The 24,689-nt window shown below is 37.8% G+C and carries 23 protein-coding genes; 13 read left to right on the top strand and 10 right to left on the bottom strand.

What is annotated here, in order from left to right:
- Positions 1–302: 302 nt before the first annotated feature.
- On the top strand, positions 303–1,604 hold the full coding sequence (locus tag BIV60_RS13560) for a sensor histidine kinase (protein WP_071356272.1): 1,302 nt from the start codon (positions 303–305) through the stop codon (positions 1,602–1,604).
- A gap of 246 nt (positions 1,605–1,850) precedes the next feature.
- Positions 1,851–3,206, top strand: a complete 1,356-nt coding sequence (gene brnQ / locus BIV60_RS13565) for a branched-chain amino acid transport system II carrier protein (RefSeq protein WP_071356273.1) — start codon at positions 1,851–1,853, stop codon at positions 3,204–3,206.
- A 225-nt stretch (positions 3,207–3,431) separates the two neighbouring features.
- Here brnQ (BIV60_RS13565) and BIV60_RS13570 read toward each other — a convergent pair whose 3' ends face one another.
- Both BIV60_RS13570 and guaC read right to left on the bottom strand, forming a co-directional pair.
- Positions 3,432–4,169: a cell wall hydrolase gene (locus BIV60_RS13570; RefSeq protein ID WP_071356274.1), complete on the bottom strand. Its 738-nt coding sequence runs from the start codon at positions 4,167–4,169 to the stop codon at positions 3,432–3,434.
- Between the two features lie 191 nt (positions 4,170–4,360).
- The gene (gene guaC, locus BIV60_RS13575) at positions 4,361–5,344 is read right to left on the bottom strand and encodes a GMP reductase (protein ID WP_071356275.1); all 984 of its coding nucleotides are present in this window, start codon (positions 5,342–5,344) and stop codon (positions 4,361–4,363) included.
- A gap of 301 nt (positions 5,345–5,645) precedes the next feature.
- On the opposite strand from guaC, the gene BIV60_RS13580 reads away from it, so the two are divergent.
- The 5 genes from BIV60_RS13580 to proC all read left to right on the top strand — a co-directional run bounded on the left by BIV60_RS13580 (position 5,646) and on the right by proC (position 10,645).
- Positions 5,646–6,755 (top strand): FtsZ/tubulin family protein, encoded by a 1,110-nt coding sequence (locus tag BIV60_RS13580; protein WP_071356276.1) that lies wholly within the window; start codon positions 5,646–5,648, stop codon positions 6,753–6,755.
- A gap of 153 nt (positions 6,756–6,908) precedes the next feature.
- Positions 6,909–7,670 carry an SDR family NAD(P)-dependent oxidoreductase gene (locus BIV60_RS13585; RefSeq protein WP_071356277.1) on the top strand — a complete coding sequence of 254 codons (762 nt, stop codon included), beginning with the start codon at positions 6,909–6,911 and terminating at the stop codon, positions 7,668–7,670.
- 13 nt (positions 7,671–7,683) lie between these two features.
- A complete protein-coding gene (locus BIV60_RS13590; RefSeq protein ID WP_071356278.1) occupies positions 7,684–8,604 on the top strand; it encodes a ketopantoate reductase family protein in 921 nt (306 codons plus the stop codon).
- Between the two features lie 260 nt (positions 8,605–8,864).
- Positions 8,865–9,782, top strand: coding sequence for a DUF1002 domain-containing protein (locus BIV60_RS13595; RefSeq protein ID WP_071356279.1), 918 nt, complete (start codon positions 8,865–8,867; stop codon positions 9,780–9,782).
- Between the two features lie 65 nt (positions 9,783–9,847).
- Entirely contained in the window at positions 9,848–10,645 is a 798-nt protein-coding gene (gene proC, locus BIV60_RS13600) for a pyrroline-5-carboxylate reductase (protein ID WP_071356280.1), read from the top strand.
- Between the two features lie 43 nt (positions 10,646–10,688).
- On the opposite strand, the gene BIV60_RS13605 is transcribed toward proC, so the two are convergent.
- Positions 10,689–11,507: a Cof-type HAD-IIB family hydrolase gene (locus BIV60_RS13605; protein ID WP_071356281.1), complete on the bottom strand. Its 819-nt coding sequence runs from the start codon at positions 11,505–11,507 to the stop codon at positions 10,689–10,691.
- A gap of 139 nt (positions 11,508–11,646) precedes the next feature.
- Here BIV60_RS13605 and BIV60_RS13610 point away from each other — a divergent pair, with 139 nt between their 5' ends.
- From BIV60_RS13610 to BIV60_RS13620, 3 genes are all read left to right on the top strand, one after another.
- The gene (locus BIV60_RS13610; RefSeq protein WP_071356282.1) at positions 11,647–12,294 is read left to right on the top strand and encodes a glycosyltransferase; all 648 of its coding nucleotides are present in this window, start codon (positions 11,647–11,649) and stop codon (positions 12,292–12,294) included.
- Positions 12,295–12,567: 273 nt separating this feature from the next.
- Complete coding sequence (locus tag BIV60_RS13615) at positions 12,568–13,068, top strand: hypothetical protein (protein ID WP_071356283.1); 501 nt, start codon at positions 12,568–12,570, stop codon at positions 13,066–13,068.
- Positions 13,069–13,309: 241 nt separating this feature from the next.
- Positions 13,310–15,226: an FUSC family protein gene (locus tag BIV60_RS13620; protein ID WP_071356284.1), complete on the top strand. Its 1,917-nt coding sequence runs from the start codon at positions 13,310–13,312 to the stop codon at positions 15,224–15,226.
- A gap of 165 nt (positions 15,227–15,391) precedes the next feature.
- Here the strand turns inward: BIV60_RS13620 and BIV60_RS13625 are convergent, their stop codons facing one another.
- Positions 15,392–16,006 (bottom strand): DUF47 domain-containing protein, encoded by a 615-nt coding sequence (locus BIV60_RS13625; protein ID WP_071356285.1) that lies wholly within the window; start codon positions 16,004–16,006, stop codon positions 15,392–15,394.
- Positions 16,007–16,288: 282 nt separating this feature from the next.
- Here BIV60_RS13625 and BIV60_RS13630 point away from each other — a divergent pair, with 282 nt between their 5' ends.
- Positions 16,289–16,741 (top strand): PaaI family thioesterase, encoded by a 453-nt coding sequence (locus tag BIV60_RS13630; protein WP_141770461.1) that lies wholly within the window; start codon positions 16,289–16,291, stop codon positions 16,739–16,741.
- 111 nt (positions 16,742–16,852) lie between these two features.
- Here the strand turns inward: BIV60_RS13630 and serC are convergent, their stop codons facing one another.
- The 3 genes from serC to brnQ (BIV60_RS13645) all read right to left on the bottom strand — a co-directional run bounded on the left by serC (position 16,853) and on the right by brnQ (BIV60_RS13645) (position 20,804).
- Positions 16,853–17,950 carry a 3-phosphoserine/phosphohydroxythreonine transaminase gene (gene serC, locus BIV60_RS13635; protein ID WP_071356286.1) on the bottom strand — a complete coding sequence of 366 codons (1,098 nt, stop codon included), beginning with the start codon at positions 17,948–17,950 and terminating at the stop codon, positions 16,853–16,855.
- Between the two features lie 207 nt (positions 17,951–18,157).
- Entirely contained in the window at positions 18,158–19,084 is a 927-nt protein-coding gene (locus BIV60_RS13640; RefSeq protein ID WP_071356287.1) for a metal ABC transporter substrate-binding protein, read from the bottom strand.
- A 367-nt stretch (positions 19,085–19,451) separates the two neighbouring features.
- Positions 19,452–20,804 (bottom strand): branched-chain amino acid transport system II carrier protein, encoded by a 1,353-nt coding sequence (gene brnQ, locus BIV60_RS13645; RefSeq protein WP_071356288.1) that lies wholly within the window; start codon positions 20,802–20,804, stop codon positions 19,452–19,454.
- A 298-nt stretch (positions 20,805–21,102) separates the two neighbouring features.
- Between brnQ (BIV60_RS13645) and BIV60_RS13650 the strand changes: the two genes are divergently transcribed.
- Both BIV60_RS13650 and pdxR read left to right on the top strand, forming a co-directional pair.
- A complete protein-coding gene (locus BIV60_RS13650; RefSeq protein ID WP_083402239.1) occupies positions 21,103–21,489 on the top strand; it encodes a YkvA family protein in 387 nt (128 codons plus the stop codon).
- Between the two features lie 145 nt (positions 21,490–21,634).
- Entirely contained in the window at positions 21,635–23,080 is a 1,446-nt protein-coding gene (pdxR, locus tag BIV60_RS13655; protein WP_071356290.1) for a MocR-like pyridoxine biosynthesis transcription factor PdxR, read from the top strand.
- Between the two features lie 33 nt (positions 23,081–23,113).
- Here the strand turns inward: pdxR and BIV60_RS13660 are convergent, their stop codons facing one another.
- From BIV60_RS13660 to BIV60_RS28435, 3 genes are all read right to left on the bottom strand, one after another.
- Positions 23,114–23,545, bottom strand: a complete 432-nt coding sequence (locus BIV60_RS13660) for a YfmQ family protein (RefSeq protein ID WP_071356291.1) — start codon at positions 23,543–23,545, stop codon at positions 23,114–23,116.
- Between the two features lie 50 nt (positions 23,546–23,595).
- Positions 23,596–23,787, bottom strand: a complete 192-nt coding sequence (locus tag BIV60_RS13665) for a hypothetical protein (protein WP_071356292.1) — start codon at positions 23,785–23,787, stop codon at positions 23,596–23,598.
- Positions 23,788–24,141: 354 nt separating this feature from the next.
- Complete coding sequence (locus BIV60_RS28435) at positions 24,142–24,573, bottom strand: Gp49 family protein (RefSeq protein ID WP_083402240.1); 432 nt, start codon at positions 24,571–24,573, stop codon at positions 24,142–24,144.
- Positions 24,574–24,689: the final 116 nt, after the last annotated feature.

Genomic DNA, 24,689 nt, shown 5'->3' on the forward strand with positions numbered 1-24,689 from the left:
CTAAAAATTATTATATAATATTTAGAATAATACAAAACTTAAGTTTTGATAAGCAAAAAAATACGATAAAATATTCGTTAATTGACAGCGCACTTCAAAGACGGTATGAAAAATTTTCACATGCCTATTGGGTCTGATGGATGATCGATTTTTGCAAACTCATTCAATTCTTGGATGGGTTTTTTTCTAATATTTTCTCTATTTTAAAAACACCAATATGATAGAAAACCTCTTCCTGACTCCTTCTACTTGTTGTATAATTTACAAGACGTTCTAACCAACATAGTTAGGAGCTTGTTCAAATGCAATTTGTATATATCAATCATAATGTTTTAGATAACTTGTTTTATATAATCGTCAGTATTCTAATGTTTTTTGTCATATATGATAATGTGCCAAGATTAAAAAAATATAAAAAGATATTGCTTACTGCCTTCATGGGTTGGCCGATTATCCTCTGTATGAAATTTCCGATTTATATTGACCAGTATTGTGTACATGACTTGAGACAAATTCCATTATTTATTGGGACCCTCTACGGCGGCTGGCCAACAGGGGCTGCATTGTTAATCATCTTATTAACTAGTCGGTTTGCGATTTATGGCTTTAATTTTTTGACGCTGATGGTGTATATCGTCATCTTTCTGGTGACGGCAGTTTTTTCGACAAAGTTCAATCGATTCAATAAAAAGAAGAAGCTGTTAACCTCAGCCTTGATTACTTTCATTCTTGAAGTCATTACAACCTATATGGCGGTTGCAATGTCCGATGTCTTTAAGGTAACGGAAGCTTATATCTTCTATTTTATTATTGTTCCGCCATTGGTCGTTTTCTTATCCGTCTATCTGCTGGAGTTATTAATGGATACGATTCGTGTCAGATCCAATATGGTCAAGTTGGAAAAAATGGAGGTTGTCAGTCAGCTGGCAGCCAGTATCTCGCATGAGGTCCGGAATCCGTTGACAGTGGTAAAAGGATTTATTGAGCTTCTGAAAGATCCTGAGTTATCACAGGAAAAAAAAGAGCAATATATTGAACACGTTGCGAGAGAACTTAATAATGCCGAAGCCATTATTAGCGACTATTTAGCATTTGCCAAACCGGCAACTGAAAAAGTCGAAACGATTCTCGTTGAACAGGAAATGAAAAATATCATTGAAATCCTAAGACCATGGGCAAACATGAAATCGGTAAATATAAAGGAGCGGCTTGTACCTGGAACGGTGCTAGGCAATGCGAATTACTTCCGGCAATGCTTTTTAAACATCATGAAAAACGGGATTGAAGCTATGCCAAATGGTGGAGACCTGCAAATTGCCACCATTTTAAATAAAAATGATTTCATTATTAAAGTGAGTGACACCGGTGTAGGGATGAACAAAGAACAAATAAACCGCTATGGGGAACCGTATTACAGCAGCAAGGAAAAGGGGACCGGCCTTGGATCAATGGTGGCGGTAAAGACGATTCAAACGATGAGAGGGAAGCTGGAGATTGAAAGCGCTCCGGATGAGGGGACGACAATCACCGTATTCTTGCCAATTTATTTAGAAAAAAAAGTTGGAGCAAAAATTATATTGGAAACCGAGTTTTTACGGCCATAGCAGCTAGGGGAAAGTTCTCCAAGCTGTTTTTTTTTGAATTCGGTTTACTTTTGTTAGTGGGAAGGGCTGAAACTCCAGTTACTTTTTTTCAGAACTGGGATTTATTTTTTTGAATTGTTACAATAATCGTGAGTTTGTGTTGCATTTCACGAACAAGAAGAGTAATATTGTTTTGCTAATATATTAATTTCGGACAATGTTTTTGAATGTCTAGTGTTTTAAAATTTAGGAGGAACAGATTTTTATATGCAAAACAAGTTACCATTTTCGCAATATTTTGTTATTGGAGTAATGCTTTTTGCCTTATTTTTTGGAGCAGGAAATTTAATTTTTCCAGCATCTCTTGGGCAGAATGCCGGATCGCATGTATGGATGGCGGTCGCCGGATTTTTAATTACCGGTATCGGTTTACCATTCCTTGGAATTTTAGCAATGGGTTATTCAGGGAGTAGGAATCTGCAAGAGCTTGCAAGCCGGGTTCATCCTCTCTATGGGATAATTTTTACCGCACTCCTTTATTTAACCATCGGGCCGTTTTTCGCTGCACCAAGAACGGGCGCCGTTGCATATGACATTGGTATTGCACCGTTTGTTGGCAAAAGCCATGGTCAAATAGGACTGTTAGTTTTTACTTTTATCTTTTTTGCAGTAACCCTTTGGTTTTCTTTAAATCCGGCTAAGATTGTCGACAATGTTGGCAAAATTCTTTCTCCGGCAATCATTATCCTAATTCTTGTTTTATTATTTATGGTGATTTTAAAACCATTAGGTCCAATTGGGGCACCGCAAGAGGCTTATTCGAGCGGGGAATTCGTAAAAGGATTCATGGAAGGATACAACACGATGGACGCGCTTGCGTCGCTTGTTTTTGGAATTATCGTTATTAATGCAATCCGTTCCATGGGAGTTACCTCAGCAAGAGGAGTCCTGACGACATCCGCAAAGTCCGGACTCGTTGCGGTTGTGTTTCTTGGAATCATTTATGCCGGTGTTGCCTATTTAGGTGCCTCCAGTACGGGAAGGTTCGGATTATTTGATACAGGCGGACCTGTCCTCGGCAAAGCAGCGTATTACTATTTTGGAACATTAGGTACGGTGATGTTATCGGTTATTATCATCCTGGCCTGTCTCACGACAAGTATCGGGTTAGTCACCGCCTGTGGTGAATATTTCCATACGCTGCTTCCAAAGCTAAGCTATAAACTGTGGGTTGTATTCTTTTCCTTGGTTTGTTTCATCATCTCGAACTTTGGATTATCCAATATCATTAATTTTTCCATACCAGTTTTAATGTTTCTTTACCCATTAGCAGTTGTGCTCATGCTTTTGACATTCACGTCAAAACTATTCAAGCATGCCCGGATGGTTTATGTAACGGCGATAACCGTCACATTGTTGATTAGTATCATCGATGGGTTAAAAACCTTGTGCCAGCTTTTGAAGATTGATTATTTTGGCTGGCTGGCACCAATTATTGATTTCTATAATCGCGCATTGCCTTTTTATGAGGACGGGCTTGGATGGCTAATTCCGGTGTTAATTGTCATTTTCGTAACTGGATTACTCATCCGGATCCCTAGGTTCTCAGAGGCTCGCTCATAGAAAAAAAGGATCTCAATTGAGATCCTTTTTATATTTTGGCGGTGTTAAAGGACATTGTTGATTTTTTTAGCCCTGTTGATTGGAGCGGAAGGCACGAAGACTCCTGCGTGAGTGCGGGGCAGGGGAGACCCCACAAAAGCGTAAGCAACGAGGAGACTCCCCGGACCCCGCCCCGCGGAATGCGTAGTGCCTGGAGCGGAAATTAACAGACAAGTTTTACACAGCCTATATTTTAAAAACATGTCGTCCAATTATTAGTGTGGTGGAGCGGGTATCGAGCCAGCGGCTTTGCGCAATTTGAGGATTATAAAAAAATAAAGATTTGCCAACCAAATTCCTTTTACTACTCAAAGCTTCATTTACCGCTTTAATCGATTCATTATCAGCTGGTTTATTGATTTCACCATTTAAAACGGGCTGAAATTGGCCTCTTGCATAGATAACGCCTCTAATAGAGCCAGGAAACTTTTTACTCTCCATGCGATTCAGAACCACGCAAGCAACGGCAACTTTACCATTAAATGGCTCATCTTGAGCTTCGGCCCTGACAAGTCTTGCTAGTAAATCTTTTTCATAAGCGGAGATTTCGATAAGTTTTGGCATATTTTCATTTATTTCTTGTTTGGCTATCCGGATAGCTTTTCTAACTTTTAAGTCCGCCTTCGTTATGGAATCGGGATTCGGAATGCTAAGAGTATGTACAGCATTTTTTGCTTGTCTCGTTATATGAAGAGGTTCCCCAACTTTATGTTCAGGTTTAATTGTTTTGATGTTTTGCCTGATGTGAATGGAGTTTATATTTTTGATTTGAGGGTTGAGCCTTGAGAATTCCTTCAATGTTAATAAATGATTTTGCGCAAATTGCGCCGTTGTGTCTCCATCTTTAACGGTATAGGCAAACGTTGGGGTCGTAAATAGTAGTGAAACGAGAATGGTGATGGTAATCATAAATTTTTTAAACATACTTTCCCTCCTGGCCTGAGTCACTTGTGACTCTCTTATCTATTTCTATGACTATGAACTCCAGGAGTAGATTAGTATTACAGTTAATAGAGAACTATTACAGTTTATTTACATTAGTAATTAAATGGAAAGGTAATAGTTTTGCTTGGAAAAAAATAAGCGGATCCGTTTTTACGAATCCGCGCGTTTATTTAATAAACTTTATCACCATTGAAAATGGAGTTTTTTACAACTACATAATCTACGGTGCGAATGGCATCTAACTTGTTTCCGCCAGCGTAGGAGATAGAGGATTGAAGATCCTGCTCCATCTCGATTAACGTATCGATTAATTTACCTTTATGCTCCACAAACATTTTTTTTCCTTCAACATTTTTACGTTCGCCTTTTTGGAATTCGGATGCGGAACCGAAATATTCTTTATAGCATTTTCCATCTTTCTCATAGGTTTCACCAGGTGATTCCTCGTGGCCTGCAAAGAGGGAACCGATCATCACCATGCTTGCCCCAAATCTTACGGATTTAGCGATATCTCCATGTGTGCGAATCCCGCCATCAGCAATGATTGGTTTCGTTGCTGCTTTGGCACACCAACGCAATGCAGCTAATTGCCAGCCGCCAGTTCCAAATCCAGTTTTAATTTTTGTAATACAAACTTTACCAGGACCAATCCCTACCTTTGTAGCGTCTGCACCGGCATGTTCTAATTCTCTTACAGCCTCAGGTGTACCAACATTTCCGGCAATGACGAAGCTGCCAGGGAGGAGTCTTTTAATATGTTGAATCATTTCGATCACGGCATTGGAATGGCCGTGTGCAATATCAATTGTAATGTATTCTGGAATGAGGTTTTCATCCGCCAATTGTTGAATGAAATCATATTCCCCATCTTTAACACCCACACTAATGGATGCGATTAATCCACGTTTTTGCATATCTTTTACAAAATCAACCCGTGTTTCCGGCTGGAAACGATGCATGATGTAAAAGTACCCGTTCTCCGCCAAGAAAATAGCAATTTTTTCATCAATGATAGTTTGCATATTAGCGGGAACAACTGGAAGCTTAAATTTATGTCCACCAAAGGTTATAGATGTATCACATTCAGAACGGCTTTTTACAATAGATTTTGCAGGAATCAATTGAATATCTTCGTAATCAAAAACATTTTCCATGAGTTACACTCCTAAACACGAATATTAATGTTGGTTATTTAAAAAACGTTCGTACATTTGTTAATTTACCTTATTTTTCTCAGTATGTCAAAATATTTTCATATTTATGTGGAAAAATTTTTGACTGCGGAGATCTTTGAAAATGTTTCAAAACAAATTTAAAATTTTTTGGCTATGGTGGGTGCAGGTAAACAACTAAAAAAATCTTAATTGCAACAAGAGTAGACAGGCCATATTTTCAATTGACAAGTCTAATTTGATAAAAACTGAGTATTATTTTAGTAGATAAGGAGGCGATTTAGTGAAATCAATTGGAATTTTGGGTGTAGGTCAGGCTGGTGGAAATATTGCTGAGGTAGCATCGACGTTGGGCTTTCAAACCGCCCTTCTCAATACGAATCTACGTGATGGGTTAGTCAACACGAAAGTTGAGAAAAAATATTTTGTCCCTGGTTATAACGGTGCCGGACAGGACAGGTCAGTCGGTTTACGGGCCGTTCATGAGCATTATCGCGAAATGATTGATTTTGTAAAAAAATCCTTTGAGAACATCAAATTATTGCTAGTCGCATTCTCCACTGATGGTGGTACCGGCTCAGGAATGAGTCCGCTGTTAATTGATATTTTATTAGACCAGCTGCCAGGCGTAAACATTGGCGCGATTGCGGTTGTTCCCGAACGAAACGTGTTGGCAGGTAATCGGATTAATGCAGCGGAGTGCATTGAACAGATTTCGAAAATAGAAGGAATCTCTTCTGTATTCCTGGTTGATAACGATCAAATGCGTAAAGCCAACCCGCAATCCAGTAAACAACAAATCTATCTTTCTTCGAATCTCCAAATCATGGAGGCGATTAGCTACGTGTTACAAGTGACGCAAAAGAGCTCATTTTTTGGGAACTTTGATGAGACGGACCTCATGAATATCCTAAATACTAGAGGAGTAACGATTATCTCTTCGGCAACGGTTACAGATGCGAGGACATCCGCCGACGTCTCCAGTAAAATTCAACGCTCATGGGCTCACTCGATTTTCTGTCCTGTGGATACGGTCGGTGTTATCCGTGCCGGTCTGATTTATGAAGGACCGGAAAATGTTTCTAAACTGATAAATGTACCACAAATTTTTGAAAAAATTGGCGAACCATTGGAGCTGTTTGAAGGTACCTATAGTTCGGAATGTGATCCAACTGTTACGACCATTCTTGCTGGGCTTTCCTTCCCACCTGGACGGCTGAAATCGCTGGAAGAGTCACTTGAAAAAAACAAAGAACGGTTACAGTTCCTAGTTAATAAGGAGCAGACTGAAAAATATGAGTCGCAAGTGTCTTGGGCATCAAGTCTTAAAGCAAAACCCCCGGAAAGAAAGCAGGGATCGGTAACCTCGAAGTTATCTAAGTATCAGAAATAAGAATATTTCGGCATCTCCTGAATTTGGGGGTGTCTTTTTTCATTCTAGAATGAAAAAAAGCTTTAAAAGCAAAGTTAGTTTTTTTAAAATTTACCCCTTAAAACGCTATAATAAAAATAGTTAATTTCGAAATTTAAAAAAGGAGCTTTTTCAATGGATTTACAATTGCAAAACAAAAATATCCTAATTACGGGCGGATCCAAGGGTATTGGAAAAGCCATTGCCACGGAGTTTTTATCAGAAGGAGCAAATGTGGCCATCACTGCCCGCGGACTAGCTGCATTAGAAAAAACGAAAGAAGAATTAGGCGGCAAGATTTCTATTTTTCAAGCAGACCTTACAAACGCTGATGAACGCATTAAGCTTATTCACGATTTCATTGAACAATTCGGCACCATCGATGTCCTCATCAACAACGCCGGCGGCAGCAATGGCAGTAAAGCGACCGAAACCGAAATGGATTTGTTCTACCAGGCGATGGAGTTGAATTATTTTTCCGCAGTTCATTTAAGCAAATTGGCAGTAGAGTATATGAAACAACAAAGTTCCGGGTCAATCATTCATATTACCTCCATTTACGGAAGAGAAAGCGGCGGGAAAGTTACCTATAATAATGCAAAATCTGCCCTCATCAGCTTCACAAAGTCACTGGCAGACGAAGTGATTACATATGGAATCCGTGTAAACAGTATTGCTCCAGGAAGTATTCTCCATGAAACAGGCAATTGGCAAAAACGCCTTGAAGCCGATCCCGAAGGCATTAAAGAATTTGTGAAAAAAGAAATTCCGGCAGGGCGATTCGGTTCAACAAAAGAAATTGCGAATGTTGTCGCATTTCTTGCATCTGAGAAAGCTTCTTGGATTGTCGGCGCCAGTATAAATGTCGATGGCGGCCAATCAAAAATGAATTTTTAGGGAGATGAACCACATGGAAATCAAAAAAGTATCCATCATTGGCTTAGGGGCATTAGGAATATTATTTGGGCACCATTTAACGAAAAAAATGCCAAAAGCGGATCTACGAATTATTGCCGATAAGGACCGGATTAAACGATATAAAGAAGAAGGCGTTTTTTGTAACGGCGAACGCTGCGAATTCCAGTATTTTTCACCGGAAGAACCATGTGAACCGGCAGATTTAGTTCTATTTACTGTAAAGTTTAATGGGCTGCAGGATGCAATTGAAGCTGTCAAACATCATGTCGGGAAACAGACCATTATTTTATCAGCCCTAAATGGAATAACGAGCGAATCAATTATTGGCCAAACATTTGACATTGACAGGGTCCTCTACTGCGTGGCACAAGGCATGGATGCGGTTAAGGTCGGGAATCAACTCACTTATCACCACATGGGAATGCTGTGTTTTGGGGACCGTGAGCCAGGGCTGATTTCAAGCAGAACCAAGGCCGTAGGAGTATTTTTTGAAAAAATGGATGTTCCATATGAGATTGATTCCAACATGCAAAAACGTCAATGGGGCAAATTCATGCTGAACGTCGGCGTTAATCAAACGGTATCCGTTTATCAAAGTAATTATGGTGAAATTCAACGAGAGGGCGAAGCGAGAAACACTATGATTGCTGCGATGAGAGAGGTAATTGCACTATCAGAAAAAGAAGGAATTCCTTTAACGGAACATGACCTAAATTATTGGTTAGATGTACTATCAACCTTAAGTCCAACTGGGAAACCTTCGATGGCACAAGATATCGAAGCGAAGCGCTTTAGTGAAGTGGACTTATTTTCCGGTGCAGTGCTGGAGCTTGGTCAAAGGCATGGTGTTCCTACACCCGTTAATAAGACACTCTATGAAAAAATAAAAATGATGGAAAGCAAGTTTTCTTGATTTAAATATTTATATATAAAATAAAGGGATTTTTCTATTAAAAGCGAAGCTCGCCTGTTGGCGGGTTTTCTTTTTTGAAACCGAATTGACTACAATCAACGAAGCCAGATTAATATACGGCTACAAACCTATTCACATGAAAAACTTGGCATGATACAGTAAAATAGTTTTTAGAGTTGAAAATGGGGTAATCCTTACCTGAACTCTGATTAAATTTGTTATTTAGACCAAAGTTTTGTTGGGAAAAGGAGAGACTTAAAATGAAATGGACTCGATTTTTTAAAGGGGCTGCAATTGCCGGTGTTCTGGTAACGACATTATTCGTAAAAAGTACTGGCATTGCTCTAGCCTCAAGTGGGGATAGTAACAGCATCAATGAAAAGTACGGACCGCCGGTAATCGTGTATGGAGCACAATTATCTACCTCGCAAAAAGATGAAGTTAGAAAGCTTTTAGATGTGACCGACCCAAGCCAGGTAAGAGAAATTACAGCAACCGGGCAAGATCTCGTGAACTATATCAAAGGTGATGCGCATGCGAATATGTATTCCTCAGCTAAAATTACCAGAGACGACTCTGGTAAAGGAATTATCGTAAACATCGTAACGCCTGAAAATATTACAGAAGTAACAAAAGATATGTATGCGAATGCTTTACTTACGGCGGGAGTGAAAGATGCAGTTGTAGATGTAGCTGCGCCAATAAAAGTGAGCGGGCATTCCGCCCTTGTAGGGATTTATAAAGCATATGATACCGGAAAAGGGGCTAACCTTAATAAGGACCGGACTGAGGTGGCTAGTGAGGAATTGAGTTTGGCCACCAATTTGGCCAAGAAGGATGGCATGAATTCCGATAAAGTAACACAATTGCTAACGGAAATTAAACAAGAGATTGCCGCACAGCATCCGGCAACGAAAGAGGATATTGCCAATATTGTTGATGAAAAATTAAAATCGCTAAACATCAGTCTTAATGATAAAGATCGCCAAATGCTAATTGACTTATTTGACAAAATGCGCAATCTGAATATTAATTTTGATAACGTCAAATCCCAGCTCGATAATCTTGCTCAAGACGTTAAGCAGAAGGTTGAAAATGCAGTTGACTCAGGATTTTTTCAAAAAGTGGCAGATTTCTTTCAAAAATTAATTGACGCGATTAAGAGTATTTTTTCATAAATTTTCGCCAATTGGACAAGCTAAATCCCACATATTTTACAACTTAGAAAATCAGGTGAACATCAATGAGTAAAAATAAAAAACATGTATTATTTATCGGGGCGGGGCGTATGGCCCAAGCCCTGATTGAAGGAATAAACAAAAATGAATTCGACATCCTTGTCGGCAATAATGGAAATGAACAGAGGCTGAATGAAGTAAGAGTGACCTATGACGTAGAAACGACCAATCATTGGAAGCAAGAGGTAAGCAAGATGAATATCATCATTCTTGCAATGCCGCCAGAGTCTCATGATGCTATCCTTTCCGAAATTGCCGACCGCATTGATGGACAATTGGTGATTACGGTTGCGGCAGGAATTGGCCCAACTTACCTTGAATCCAAGCTTCCTAAAGGAACACCTGTAGCCTGGGTTATGCCAAATACGGCTGCAAAACTTGGAAAGTCGATGACCTTATATGCACTTGGTCAAAATGTAAGTGGGGAGCAACAAAAATGGATTGAAGCATTAATTTGCGTCATTGGTGAATATGAAAAGGTGACAGAGCAGCAAATTCATGAGCTGACAGCGGTAACCGGAAGTGCCCCGGCCTTTATTTACCGAGTGGCAGAAGCGCTTGAAAAAATCACATTGGAGTCCGGTGTCAGCAAGGAACAAGCGAGAAAGCTAGTGGCGAACATGATTGCCGGCTCTGCTGAAATGCTGAAAACTAATGCGGATCCCGCTGAACTTGCCGATGAGGTAGCCACCCCTGGGGGTTCAACTGCAGCTGGTTTAGAGGTTCTGGACACCAATGATTTAAATCACTTAATGATTGATGCCATTGAAGCATGCCGTCAAAAAGCAATGGTACAAGAGTAAACACAAAAAGCCTTCCATTTTCAGAATGGGAAGGCTTTTTTAATTAGGTGGTTACGGGAGTGTCAATTAAATGCAATAAGTGCCGAGCTGCATAAGCAAAACCATCTTCGTCATTTGTTTTTGTAATCAGGTCCGCTTTTTGTTGTACATGGATTGGGGCATTTCCCATTGCAACTGATACATTCGCCACTTCAAATTGGCCTAAATCATTGCCGCCATCTCCGAATGCAATAATTTCATCAAAAGATAATCCCATCATTGTTTGATAACGCAATAAAGCCTTTCCTTTATGTGCCTCGCCAGAAGTAATTTCCACATTATTCGGAAACGAAGAAGCCATCGTAATTGGGAACTTTCCTGCTAACGCTGCTTTGATTTCATCCACTTTTTCAAGTTGGTCATTGTGGACCAAAGCAATTAATTTATAGATTTTCAGATTTTCCAGCTCAAGAATTTTATCATACTGGTATTCTTGAAAAAGCTTGTCGAGCTCTTCTTTGCTTTTATCCTTTAGTGGAGGTAGGGTGGAAGGAAAACCGCCATGATTGGTATAGACAAGAACACCTGAACCTAATCCTTTCAAAATGGGAAGAATTTCTTTAAAGGTAGATTTCGCCAAAGTTGCTTCGTACAACATTTCTCTTGTTTTTGAATACAAAACAGATCCATTTATACAAAAAATAGGAATCTTCAAATTTTGTACGGCTTTTAACTGAATGACATCCGGCAAAGCTCGGCCTGTGTTCAAAATAACCTCATGGCCTTGCGATTTTAATTCATTTAAAGCTTTTTCATTTTCTTCAGAAATCTCATGCTCCGAGTTTAAAAGCGTTCCATCTAAATCAATAGAGATACATTTCATTAAAAAAATCCTTTCTATACTTCATACAAACTACTATATCAGATTTTTCAGCAAAAAAGTTTAGTAAAGCAATGGCATAAGAAGTAAAAAATAATCAATACTAAAATGGAAAAAGTCACAAAATAAGGAGTAAACATCCATGAAACGAGCGATTATTTCTTTCATTTTCGTATTACTGTTTTCCATGGGGAACACCGCTTCACTTGCCAGTGCAGAAGGAAGGGTACCGGTTGATTCATCGTGTCTAAATGCAAAAGTCATCAATCTAAAATATCCGATGCAGCAGCTTTGGGTTGAACATGCATGGTGGATCCGAAGCTTAATCGTTTCCACGTTAAGCGACCTTAAGGACAAAGATGCGGTTCTAGCCAGACTGCTTAGGAATCAGGAGGATCTAGGAAATATTATTAAGCCGTATTATGGAGTAGTAGCAGGAAATAAGCTGACTGCTCTCTTGAAGGAGCACATTATCATTGCTGGCAAAATTATTGATGCTGCTAGAAAGGGCGACCAACCGCATGTGAATCAATTTAATAAAGATTGGGTTCGAAACGCGGATGAAATTGTTGTATTTTTAACATCTGCAAACCCTAATTGGTCCAAAAAGGTCCTAACCGAAATGTTTTATACCCATTTAAAACTAACAACAGACGAGGTTCTTGACCGGTTAAAGGAAGACTGGCACGGAGATATTCAAACAGCCGACACAAATGAAACACACCTGATTCATATGGGTGACATCTTAACCGAAGGAATTGTAAAGCAGTTTCCGAACAAGTTTCAGTAAATAATCGAACGAAAGCGACCGCATCCTAGTAATGGATTCGGTCGCTTAAATTTTATAGACTTTACTCAAAAATATATTTGTATTTAAAAATTAACCAACACTTTCGCTAATATCATGAAGCGGGGAGCACCTTTTGAAAGATATGTTACGGCGGTCATTATTAGATGGAAAATTCAAGATATTGTCAATTTTTGTCGTCATTAATACATTCAAAAAATGATAGGATGGAAATGGTTAGAAATAACCAAAAAATTTTGAAGGAGAGAATGGAATATGGGTCTGGATATGTATTTAATGAGTGCACCCAAGATTAACGGAATGAACCTTGAAGAAGTCCTATTAACAAACGGTCGTTTTCACAAACTAAAAGATGGGGATGAGCTTTATGAGCGAGTGAAACCGTATATTAAACACTTTGAAGAATATGGTCACTCATGGTCGAGTTTGTTAGAAGAAGTGGCTTACTGGCGAAAGGCAAATCAAATTCACAACTGGTTTGTAGAAAACATTAATAATGGGATCGATGAACCCTTATTCACACAAGAAGTCACAAAAGATCAATTGTGTGAGCTTTATAAATTATGCATAGAAACTCTTTCAAAACGAACACCACCATTTGAAACCTTACCGACAAGATCAGGATGTTTTTTTGGCAGCCTTACTTATGATGACTACTATTACAAAGAAATTGACCGCACGAAATCGCTATTAGAAAACCTCCTTAAAAACTTCAATTTTGAAACCCACTATTTGTTGTATCAATGTTCATGGTAAGCCTCTTTGAAACAAAATCTATCATATAATATCAAAAATTCTATTTTGTTTTCTTAAATATAAATAATGACGAGTTTACCTAGCTCTTGCTTTCGTTTTTTGTAATACCCACTTAGATGAATGGGAAATAATAATAAACAGACATCATGATATTATAAATCCTAGGAAAAATCAGATAGCAAGCTGTCTGGTTTTACTCATGTTGATTTTTTCCAATCTTCATGAGAGAGGAGGTTTGCAAATGGCTGAAAACCATAATGGTGCTCCTAAAATCACCTCTATCATCAGACAAGCCTTAAAGGTAAATAAAATGCCATTCCCATGGGTGAAAGCATTTTGTGCGGGATTGGCTGCATCATTACCGATCATGATTGGATTATTAGGGGGGAATTTCCAATACGGATTAATTTCCGGAGTGGGGGGATTTACCTACCTGTACGTTTTTCACATTCCCTATGCACAGAGAGCGAAAAAACTATTTTTTGTCCTACTAGGCATCACCTTCGTTGCTGGATTAGGTACAGTTGCTGCTCCACACCCATTGGCAGTAGCGATTTTAATGGGAATCATTGGTTCGACCGGAATCTTTATTTTTGGAGCTTTAAAAATAAAGGGGCCATCCGCAATTTTCTTCGTATTAATATTCGCGATGACATCCGGGATGTCCATCCATCCTGAACAAGCACTATTACGGGCCTGCCTTGTTTTTCTGGGAGGTACATTATCATGGGTAATTGCGATGATTGGATGGTTTTTTAATCCACATGGTCCTGAAAAAGATGTAGTCAAAAGAGAATATTTAGAATTGGCCTCCTTTCTTGATTCAATTGGCACCGAGAACTATCATGGAGCAAGACAACGGGTGATGGCAGTATTTAAAGAGGCGGAAGCAACGCTTGCTGCGGGATTTATACCGTGGAGGATAACTGAACTTTTCCAACGATTATTTTTATTACATAATCAGGCAAATTTGATATTCATGACCGTATTGGAAAACTTTCCGGAAGAGCACGCAGAATTAGCCCCTAAAATGGGAGGATGGATAAGGGGAGTTGCTCATTCCCTTGATCAGAGCATTCGGTTGGAAAAAGAAATGGAGTGGGAAAATGAGGACGAATCCATAGCGAAAATATCGGCAAAAATCATGGAGACCCAAGCGATTTTGCAAAAACAAATTACCGAACTTAATCATGGAATAGCATTTTCAAAACAATCGCTAAAAACGATTTTATTAGGAGCATTTGATAAAAACTCAATTGTTTTTATTTCTGCGTTACGTTTTGGGGTGATGATTATGATTTCTGCTGTTATCGCGTATGAGTTTGGTTTCAAGCGGTCCTTTTGGGTCCCTTTGTCCTGTGTTGCGGTCATGTCGGGTGCTACGATTGTGGCCACCTACCATCGTGCGATTCAAAGAGGAATTGGGACAATCCTAGGGATTCTCATTGCGAGTCTTGTTTTGATGACACACCCAACTGGATACATGATTGCATTCTTTGTTCTACTACTCACCTTTATTACAGAACTATTTATTGTAAAAAATTATGGGTTAGCTGCATTGTTCTTTACTCCGAATGCCTTGCTGATGGCGGAAAGTGGAAGTCAAGGGAGCTATAGCTTCTCTTATTTTGCTTCAGCTCGGATTCTCGACGTTGTCATTGGAAGTTTGATTGGAATTTCAGGGGTCTTATTGGTAGGGAGGCGGTCTGCTTCCAGTCGCCTGCCGCATACCATCACGAAAACAATCAGAAGCCAAGCACAGTTTTTATTTATCCTATTCTCTAATCAAGGAAAGGGATTTGATGCAGGAAAAAGCAGAGAGCGAAGTAAAATGAAAACAAATCTGAATAATTTACGGACATTGTATGATACCGCAACAGGTGAAATCCCCATAGATCAAAAAGCATTGGATTATTATTGGCCTGTTATTTTTTCCATTGATCAGCTTGGATATTTATTGGATAAATGCTCATTAATGGAAAATCGCCCGGATCTGCCTGACAATACTCTTGCTCAATTGTTTTATGTTTTTGAGACAATGGCAAATTCCGCCGATAGAGGAACGTCCCCAGCGATAAAAAATGTACCAAAAATCGATGAATTCCCAAGCATTCAAAAAGAAATTATCTCCCTGCAGCATGCACTTCAATTAGAATGAAAAGATACCAATAGAAAAAATCCCATCTGAACAATAAATCAGCTGGGATTTTTAAATCCTTTAATAAAATCAGTGTATCCTACCCAGTTAAGCAAATAAGCTCCTGAACCAAAATCAAAGCTCCCGCGACCAATCCTCCGACAATTGAATGAATTTAGAATGGATTTAGGAGTTCTTCATAATAATGGTTTCTAATATATTTGCAACCGTTTGGCAGTGATCGGCGATTTCCTCCAGTTCTTCATAAATTTCTTTATATTGAATAATTCGAACCGGATCTTTTTCAACCTGAAACAAATGTTTTATTGATTCACGGAGAATTCCATCACATTTTGACTCAAAATCTTTAATTTTGATTGAATGCTCCCGTATGGATCGTAATTTTTTGGATGAGAGTAATTCAATGGCTTTGACAATTTCATCCGTACAATTTCGAATTGCTTCAACAAATTTTACCATGTATTCGTCCTCATTTGTAATCGAATACATTTCAAATAGGGAAGCAGTATGCTCTAAGCCATCCAACACGTCATCCATACTCATGGTAAGTTCTAAAATATCTTCCCGTTCAATTTGAGTAATGAAAGCATTGTTTAATTCTTGAATGACATCATGAACGTATGTATCTCCCTTTGATTCATATTCCTTCATCTTTTCGGCAAAAATTTTAAGATCGCTGACATTTTTCAGTTTGTAATCTGCGAAAAAATAGGCACTTTCCTTTATATTTAAAGAGATATCACTTAAAAAATTTGCGAATTTATCTTTCTTTTTTGCCATTGTATTTCCTCCACGACGTTCAAAATGTTTTTGAAAAATATGTTACTAAATTTATTTTTCCTTTAATGTAATGAACCATTCAGATTTTAAAAAAATTACCATTAACGGTATATGGGCTTGTGCGTTCTCTATAAAATGGATTAAGTTAAATTCAGGTTTTATGGCTTGAGCAATTGTCTATTTTAGCTAAAATAAAAGAGGAAGATATTTGATTGTTGTAGAATTGTAAATAAATAGCTAGAGAGTGTTTTTTTAATATTGATTATTTGGAGGGTGAGGATATTGAATCAGTTAGAAGGTTTAAAGAAAATGATTACAGGTGAAATACCTGGTCCGCCTGTTGCTCAAGTACTGGGATTTAACGTGATAGAGGCTGAAGAAGGTAGAGTTGTGATTGAAATGGAAGCTTCTGATCGACTTCACAATCCAATGGGTACGTTACACGGTGGGATATTGTGTGATATATCAGATGCTGCGATGGGATATGCTTTTGCTAGTACACTTGCCGAGGATGAACTTTTTACTACGATGGAAATTAAATTAAATTTCCTTAAACCTATTTTTCATTCGAAACTTCGAGCGGAGGGAAAGTTAATTAGAAAAGGTTCCACAACTGGATTACTGGAATGTCATGTATATGATGAGAAAGAAAGTCTTGTTGCTCACTCGACTAGTACTTGTATGATTTTGAAAGGTAATTCCAGTCAAAAAAGAATGGAAAAAATTAAAGAATAATGAATGCTAGCAAGTCTATTGGGCTAAGGCGGAACTATGGTTGGACGAAAAAGACCGACCTTTTGAAAAAAGTCGGCCTTTTCCTGTTTTTCTTATCGTTGCAAATTATGCTTAATTATTTTCCTTCTGAAACTTCACCATAAATTTACTAAATGCTTGACAAGCTTCATAAGGGACAGCATTGTAGGTAGAAACGCGGCAGCCGCCAATGGAGCGGTGACCGTTAACGCCGATAAAGCCTTCTTGTTTTGCCTGCTCTAAGAATTTCTTCTCTAGTTCTTCATCTTTTAGGTTGAAGGTAATGTTCATCAATGAACGGCTGTCTGCTTCGGCATGGCCGATGTAAAAACCTTCACTTGTGTCGATGGCATCATAAATAAGTTTTGCCTTTTTCTCATTCATTTCAGCAATTGCCTTCACACCGCCCATTTCTTTAGCCCAGTTAAGGACTTCTCCGAGCATGTAAATACCAAAAGTTGGCGGTGTGTTATATAATGAATTATTTTTAGCGTGTGTGCTGTACTTTAACATCGTTGGAAGATTGGTATTCGCCTGTTCAAGGAAATCTTTGCGAATAATTACCACAGTTACACCAGATGGTCCAAGGTTTTTCTGAGCACCAGCGTAAATTAACGCAAATTTGCTGACATCAATTGGTCGAGAAAGAATATCACTAGACATGTCTGCGATCAATGGAACGTCACCAGTATTAGGATATTCATTCCATTCGGTACCGTAAATCGTATTATTGGAAGTAATATGCACATATGCATCATCAGCATTATATTGCAATTCATTCAGCTTTGGAATGCTGCGAAACTTGCCTGCTTTTGTTGAAGCAGCCTGATAAACCTCACCGAAGAGGGCAGCCTCTTTAAATGCTTTTTCAGACCAAGAGCCCGTCATCACATAAGCCGCTTGTTTTCCAGGTTTTAAAAAACTCATTGGGATCATGGAAAATTGAAGACTTGCTCCACCTTGAAGGAAAAGTACTTCATAGTTATCAGGAATTGACAGCAGCTCTTTCAAATTGCTAATCGCCTGATTATGTACCTCATCATAGGCTTTGCTGCGGTGGCTAAGCTCCATCACAGACATTCCAGTACCGCGGAAATCAATCAGTTCTTGTTGAGCTTTTTCTAGCACGGAAATTGGTAACGCAGAAGGACCTGCATTAAAATTATAGGCACGTTTTGTTTGTAGTGTCATTGATCTCACCCCAGTGATTAATTTACTTGAATATAACATATTTTTTTAATCTTAGGATAATTAATTTTATCGAAAAAAGAGTGAAAAGGCTTCCATTATTGTAGTTTAGGGAAAAAATAATAGATATAAATATAAAAAATACGAGGCTGTTATTTCAGCACTCGTATTTTAAGTTACGTTAGATTTAGAAAAAGGAATGAATCAATTTTATTCTATTGTTTGTTTTAATGCTTCAAGATTTTTTTTCATCACACCAATATAGTCAAGACCTTTTGCTTGTTCATCTTTTGTTAATCCTTCTAACGGATTTAAAACCTCTGTTTTGGCACCTATTTCATTGGCTAAGGTCTGGGCTACTTTGGAAGAGGTAAGTCCTTCAAAATATATTATCTTAATGTTTTTTTTCTTCGTTAATTTTGCTAATTCAGCCAATTTTCCAAGACTTGGTTCTACATCTGGTGACAATCCTGCAATCGGGATTTGAGTTAAACCGTATTGTTTTGCTAAATATCCAAACGCGGCATGTTGTGTCACAAATTCTTTTTTCTTAGCCTTATCAACTGTCTCTTTATATAAACGATCCAAATCGGCTAGTTCGGTTTTAAAAGCGGCTGCATTTTTTTCATATTGTTTCTTATTTTTCGGGTCTTTCTGTACTAATGCCAGGGTAATGTTGTCAACCTCATGTCCCGCTAAAACAGGAGATAGCCACACATGTGGGTCTTTGGAAGATGAATGATCATCTTTTGAATCTAGGGCATTCATCAATGGAATCCCTTTAGAGGCTTCAACAACCGATAAGTTCGATTTATCAATACTGTTTAAAACTTTATCAACCCATAACTCAAAGTAACGGCTGTTGTAGATAAACACATCCCCGTCTTGAATTTTAACCATATCTTTAGCAGTAGGGTCCCAATCATGAGGTTCTACACCATTAGGGATCAATAGGTCTACGTTTGCTGAATCTCCTGCGATTTTTTTTGCAAAATAATACATAGGATAAAAAGTAGTGACAATATGCAGCTTTTTTGAACCCTCACTAACTTTTTCTCCATTTGTCTTAGCGGTACTTGAACAACCACTTAAGAACATAACAAAAATAATGAGTGGGCTTATAAATTTTTTCAAAATGTTTTTTCCTCCGAAATAGAATAATTAGGAATTATTACGATTTAAAGAGCATACTTAATTGATATTATTAAAGTTTAATAGATTTGCATAATCGTAATCGTTACGTTTTGAATTGTATAATGATTTGTTTTTCTTGTCAAATAAATTATTAATTAAAAAGGATCTATTAAATTTAGCTGTTGATTTCCACTCGCTCCCAAATAAAAGGGCCTTTTTGAAATTTATAGACAGTTTGTGAGTGGTTTAAAGGGAAAGTGTCTGAAATTATTAACATTAGAAAAGGGCCATCAAATTGCAAAAAATTAGATGGCCCTTTAATTATTTTTCCAATTATGCTTATTCAAACTTACTTCTATTGAGAACTTCGTTATTGCATTTCCATTTTTTTTAGACGAGTAGGCCACAAATAGCCGGCAATCGCCCCAATTACTGCTGGTAAAATCCAACCAAGACCAGTATTATAGAGCGGTAAATAATGAACATAAAACGTTTTGATCGATTCGAACAAAGCAACAGTGGCTCCTGGTAAACTGGTCGCTAAAGTGCTATAGCCGTCAAAAATACTTACAAAAAATGTTAGAAGTATCGCCATTACATAAACGCTCCGTTTATGGCCAAATAACGGTGAGAAAAGTGCTAATAAGATCAGAACAATCGCCAGCGGATACAAGAACATTAATACCGGCACCGCGAATTGAATGATATTGTTTAAACCGAAGTTTGCAATCGTAAATGAAACAACACATAGGATTGCTACGAACCATTTATAGCTTACTTTTGGAAAAACGGTATGGAAAAATTCGCTGCATGATGTAATAAGCCCGATGCTCGTTTTTAAACAAGCAAGTACGATAATGATGGCCAGTAAGATGTTGCCGTATGATCCGAAATAGTGTTGCGCGACCGCTGCAAAAATCAGACCGCCATTATCGAATTTCCCAATTTCTGATACGCTCGATGCTCCCATATAGGTTATGAGTCCGTATATGAGCATCATCAGTCCCATCGCAAAAATGCCCGATTTCCACGTTGCTTTCGCAATAGATTTTGGATCTGTAATGCCTTTGCCCTTAATGGCATTGATGACAACAATCCCGAATGCAAGGGAGGCAAGTGCATCCATTGTGTTATAGCCCTCTTTAAAGCCTGTTATAAAAGCAAGTCCGCTATAGTCACCTGAAGGTTTACCGAAGGTCCCCATTGGCTTGACGATAGCAATTATTATTAATACAAATAAAAACAATAAAAACGCAGGGGTTAAATATTTTCCAACATAATCCATTATTTTTGCTGGATTTAAGGAGAAATAATAGACAATTGCAAAAAATAAGAAGCTAAAGAGTCCAAGATACAAGCTTGAATGCGCTGGATTAATATACGGTTCAAACCCGACAACGAATGGTACAGTGGCTGTACGTGGAATCGCGAAAAAAGGACCAATTGTTAAGTAAAGTGCCATTGCGAAGACGACTCCAAAAAGTGGATGGACGCGGCTTGCTAAATCCCGCAAACCACTGCTGCCAGATAAACCAATTGCCAGAATTCCCATAAATGGGAGGCCGATGGCCGTGATTAAAAAACCGATTAATGCCGGCCAAAAGTTTGTACCAGCAACCTGTCCCATCTGGATTGGGAAGATCAAGTTTCCCGCACCGAAGAAAAGTCCGAACAACATCGTACCAATGATGGCATATGTTGAAAAGGGGATTTTTTGTTGCATACAAATTTCTCCTTCTAAATGTTTTATTTTATTCTTTTTCTAAAATAATATAATAATATAATAATTTCTTCATTTTTGAAAGGTGTTGTTAAAATTTCCATGTTTCTTTTTTAAACAGTTCAGTTGAGAAGGAAGAAATTTATATTAATTAATTATTCTCATAATAGTATTTAATTACCACAATACCAATTAGTTATAGAAAAACCTAAGACTGATTTTAGAATATCCTGTCAAAACTAACGGATAGTATTGAATGGGCATAATATGTATAAAACCGCTGAATGTTAAGGAGAAAGTTATGGGAAAATTAAAGGCATGGGCGAAAAATTTGAAACGAAAAATATTTATTCTTTACTATGCGTACAAAGATAAAAGAGTACCATGGTATGCAAAAACGTTTACGGCTGGAGTTGTAGCCTATGCCTTCAGTCCCATTGATTTAATACCTGATTTTATACCCATCCTTGGCTACCTGGATGATGTCATTATTGTACCTGTGGGAATTATGCTTGCATTAAAGATGATCCCTATAAATGTAATTGCCGATTGTGAAATGAAGGCAGAAGAAATGATGAAAAAGGGAAAGCCAAAGAATTGGGTAACAGGTTTACTAATCCTAATCATTTGGAGTCTTTTTATCCTGTGGTTGATTATAAAGGGATATCAAATAGTGAAGGGCCAGTGATCACCACACTGGCCTTTGTTCTTAATCTGGAGAGGCTGTCATTTTTATATAGGCCGAGTAATTGATATTCGACCGGTTTAAATGCTATTTTAAAAGTTTGAAAAAGTATACAATAATAAAAAAGTTAAATTAAAGGATGTAGCAAATGGATTGGAAACCGGATAGAAAATCAAAAATACCCATTTATAAACAACTTGCTGTAAATATAGAAAACGGGATTGCAGATGGTACTTTTCCGCCAGATAAACCATTGCCTTCTGAAAGAGGATTGGCGAAAGAACTTGGAATTAACCGAAGCACGGTTGTTGCAGCTTATGACGAATTGGAAGCAAATGGTTTAATAAATCGGAATAGAGGCAGCGGGACAACGGTCAGCAAAGATATTTGGGGGATGACGAAAAAACGGATTCCTAGTTGGAACAGGTATATTGAGGCAGGTTCCTTTTTACCTAATTTGCCAGTAACACAAAGAATACATAAAGAAATGGCAGAGCAAAAGCTGATTAATTTAGCCAGTGGGGAATTGTCACAAGACCTTTTTCCAATGACTTCGCTTAGAGAGATTACTTCCAATCGATCATTTATAGGAACATTGGGATATGACCATCCACAGGGGAATGCAATTCTCCGGCAGACGCTTACAAACCATGTGAAACAGTTTCGGAATATTGAAACAAACCCATCATCGATATTAATTACATCAGGGGCCCAGCAGGCTTTGCATCTTGTCGTTCAATGTTTATTAAAACCTGGAGATTCAGTAGCAATCGCAGATCCTTCCTATCATTACAATCTGCCAGTCTTTAAATCAGCTGGAATCAAAACGTATTCTTTAAAAATGGATAAGGATGGTATAAATCCGAACGATATCGCTATTTTATATAAAAAACATCGCATTCGAATGCTTTTTTTGAATCCCATTTTTCAAAACCCAACAGGTACATTAATGTCGAAGGAAAGAAATAAAAAGGTCCTGGAGTTATCAGCTGAATTTGGTATACCGGTAGTAGAGGATGATCCGTACAGTTTAACCTCTTTTTCAGGGGAGAAGATGCAAACACTTAAATCATTAGATCTGAATGGGAATGTATTATATATTAGCTCACTGACCAAAATTGTAGCTTCTGGTTTGAGGATTGGATGGATTATTGGTCCAAAAGCGGTGATTGAAAGACTTTCAGATGCGAAGCAGCAGGTTGATTTTGGACATGCCAGTTATACACAATGGATTGCCAATGATTTTTTAGAGTCCAGTAAGTTTAAATCCCATATTAAGAATTTAGTGAAACAATTGGAAAGCAGAAGAAATCAAATTGTCATCAGCCTCCAGTCTTTTTTTAAAGAACAGGTAGATTATTATATTCCGAATGGCGGAATTCATATCTGGTGTAAAATAAAAAAGGAAGTGAATGAAAATCAATTGCTGGAAGAATCCATTAAAAGAGGAGTCATATATGTTCCCGGGTCGACAATGGGGTCAGAAAAAGGATATGTGAGATTTACGTTTTCTCGAGAAACAGAAGAAAATATCCATGAAGGAATCCTAAGGTTTGCCGATGCATTAAACGCTGTTTCAAATAGATTAGAATGAAAAAAAAGACGGCCAAAATAAAGACCGTCTTTTTTAAGCAGAAAAAGCCCATTTTTGGGGGTTTTTTGAAAGCAGACGATATGCCAGTATCTTATTCTTGTATTGTTTGACTACCTCAATGTGTTGATTCGAGCAGTACACATATAAGGTGACATCCTTTTTTCCTTCCTTTGTTTCAATAACGAAGGGGGATTCACGATTCTCTGGGTGTAAATAGAATTCTTCAGTCCCGGGATAAATATAATACTTCTTTAAAAATGTCGCTTCGTTCAAAGAATGAATAATCTTCAATTTGTTCTCACCTTCAAGGATTTTACCGTCAAGGGTAATCGTGACATTCGATTCACAAAGTTTTGCATGAATTTCAAATTTACGAATCAGCCATTCTACTGGACCCGTTGGAAGACAGGTCATTAAGATTTTAACGATACTTAAGAGAACAATTGATACCACTGCCCATGTCAATTTTCATCATCTCCGGATAATATTTGTAGTTTGAGGACCTAGTGTATACTCTAAATCAACCAAATGTAGATTCCTAGTGAAATTAAAGCCAGAACAATAATAATGACATAGATTAGGGACAAGTTGATTGTGTTTCTTTTTGTGGAACTACTGTAGTCTTCGTCGGGTTTCTTGGTTACAATCAGGGTTAAAATTACAGAAATGATTAAAATAAACGTAATTAAACCAAACATAATATTCATGCTTCACCTCTTACTCTTTACTTCTTTAAAGTTTCACATTTTTATAATTCAATCATAACGTAACAGGATGGATTGTTAACCATCCAATTCATCTAAAAAATGACCATCCACTTCAAGGCCCTAAAAAGCTAACAATTGTAAAATAAAAAATGGGCCAGTGATTTTTAAATCAATGGCCCATTATTTTATACTATAATAATTTATATCTTGCTTCGAGAATTGTCCAGCTTCAGCGCCTAGCCCCTCTAGGTCGCTTCGGTCCTGACGATGAAGTCAAAAAAACGACTTCACCGTCAGGCCCGCAAGCAGCTGTCAGGGCTGACCAAGGCGCTTGCGCTTTTCTTAAAACACTCATTAACTTTGATATTTATAACTTTCTAAATCCCAAATTCTTTGTTTAATGCGTGCAAAACAATTCTGTACATTTTCCTCTTTATTGTAGTTATCTGCGTTTTTACTTTTGGTTGTTTCTATGAAGACAAAACCGTTTTCCAGTTGTACCGCAACCATTGTGCATTTGCCAAAAAGTTCAATGATTTCCACTTGAGCATTTTCAATCAATTCATCAATATCCAACTGTGTTATTTCTTTTTTTTGAATATCTCCCTTTGAAGTTACATTAGCAATAAATTTATATTCTGTTGGTTCAAATGCGATTTCAAAAACTTGCTGGGTAATTTCAATGATTTCATCCGTAGCAAAATCTCTAATCTTCACTATCCCTGATGTCGTCATTTCTAACAATTCCACTTTATTTTCTGTTCCTTTTACCTTGTAAACCTTCAATTTATCTTCCCCCCATACCACTTTTCTTTCAAATTCGTATCTGATAAGGCATCACCCTCTGAAAATTGCTTTTTTTTAATAGCTTATTCATGCTCTAATCAAGCGGTGAAACTTGA

It is taken from the genome of Bacillus sp. MUM 116, assembly GCF_001866655.1.
In the GTDB taxonomy this organism is placed as follows: domain Bacteria; phylum Bacillota; class Bacilli; order Bacillales; family Cytobacillaceae; genus Neobacillus.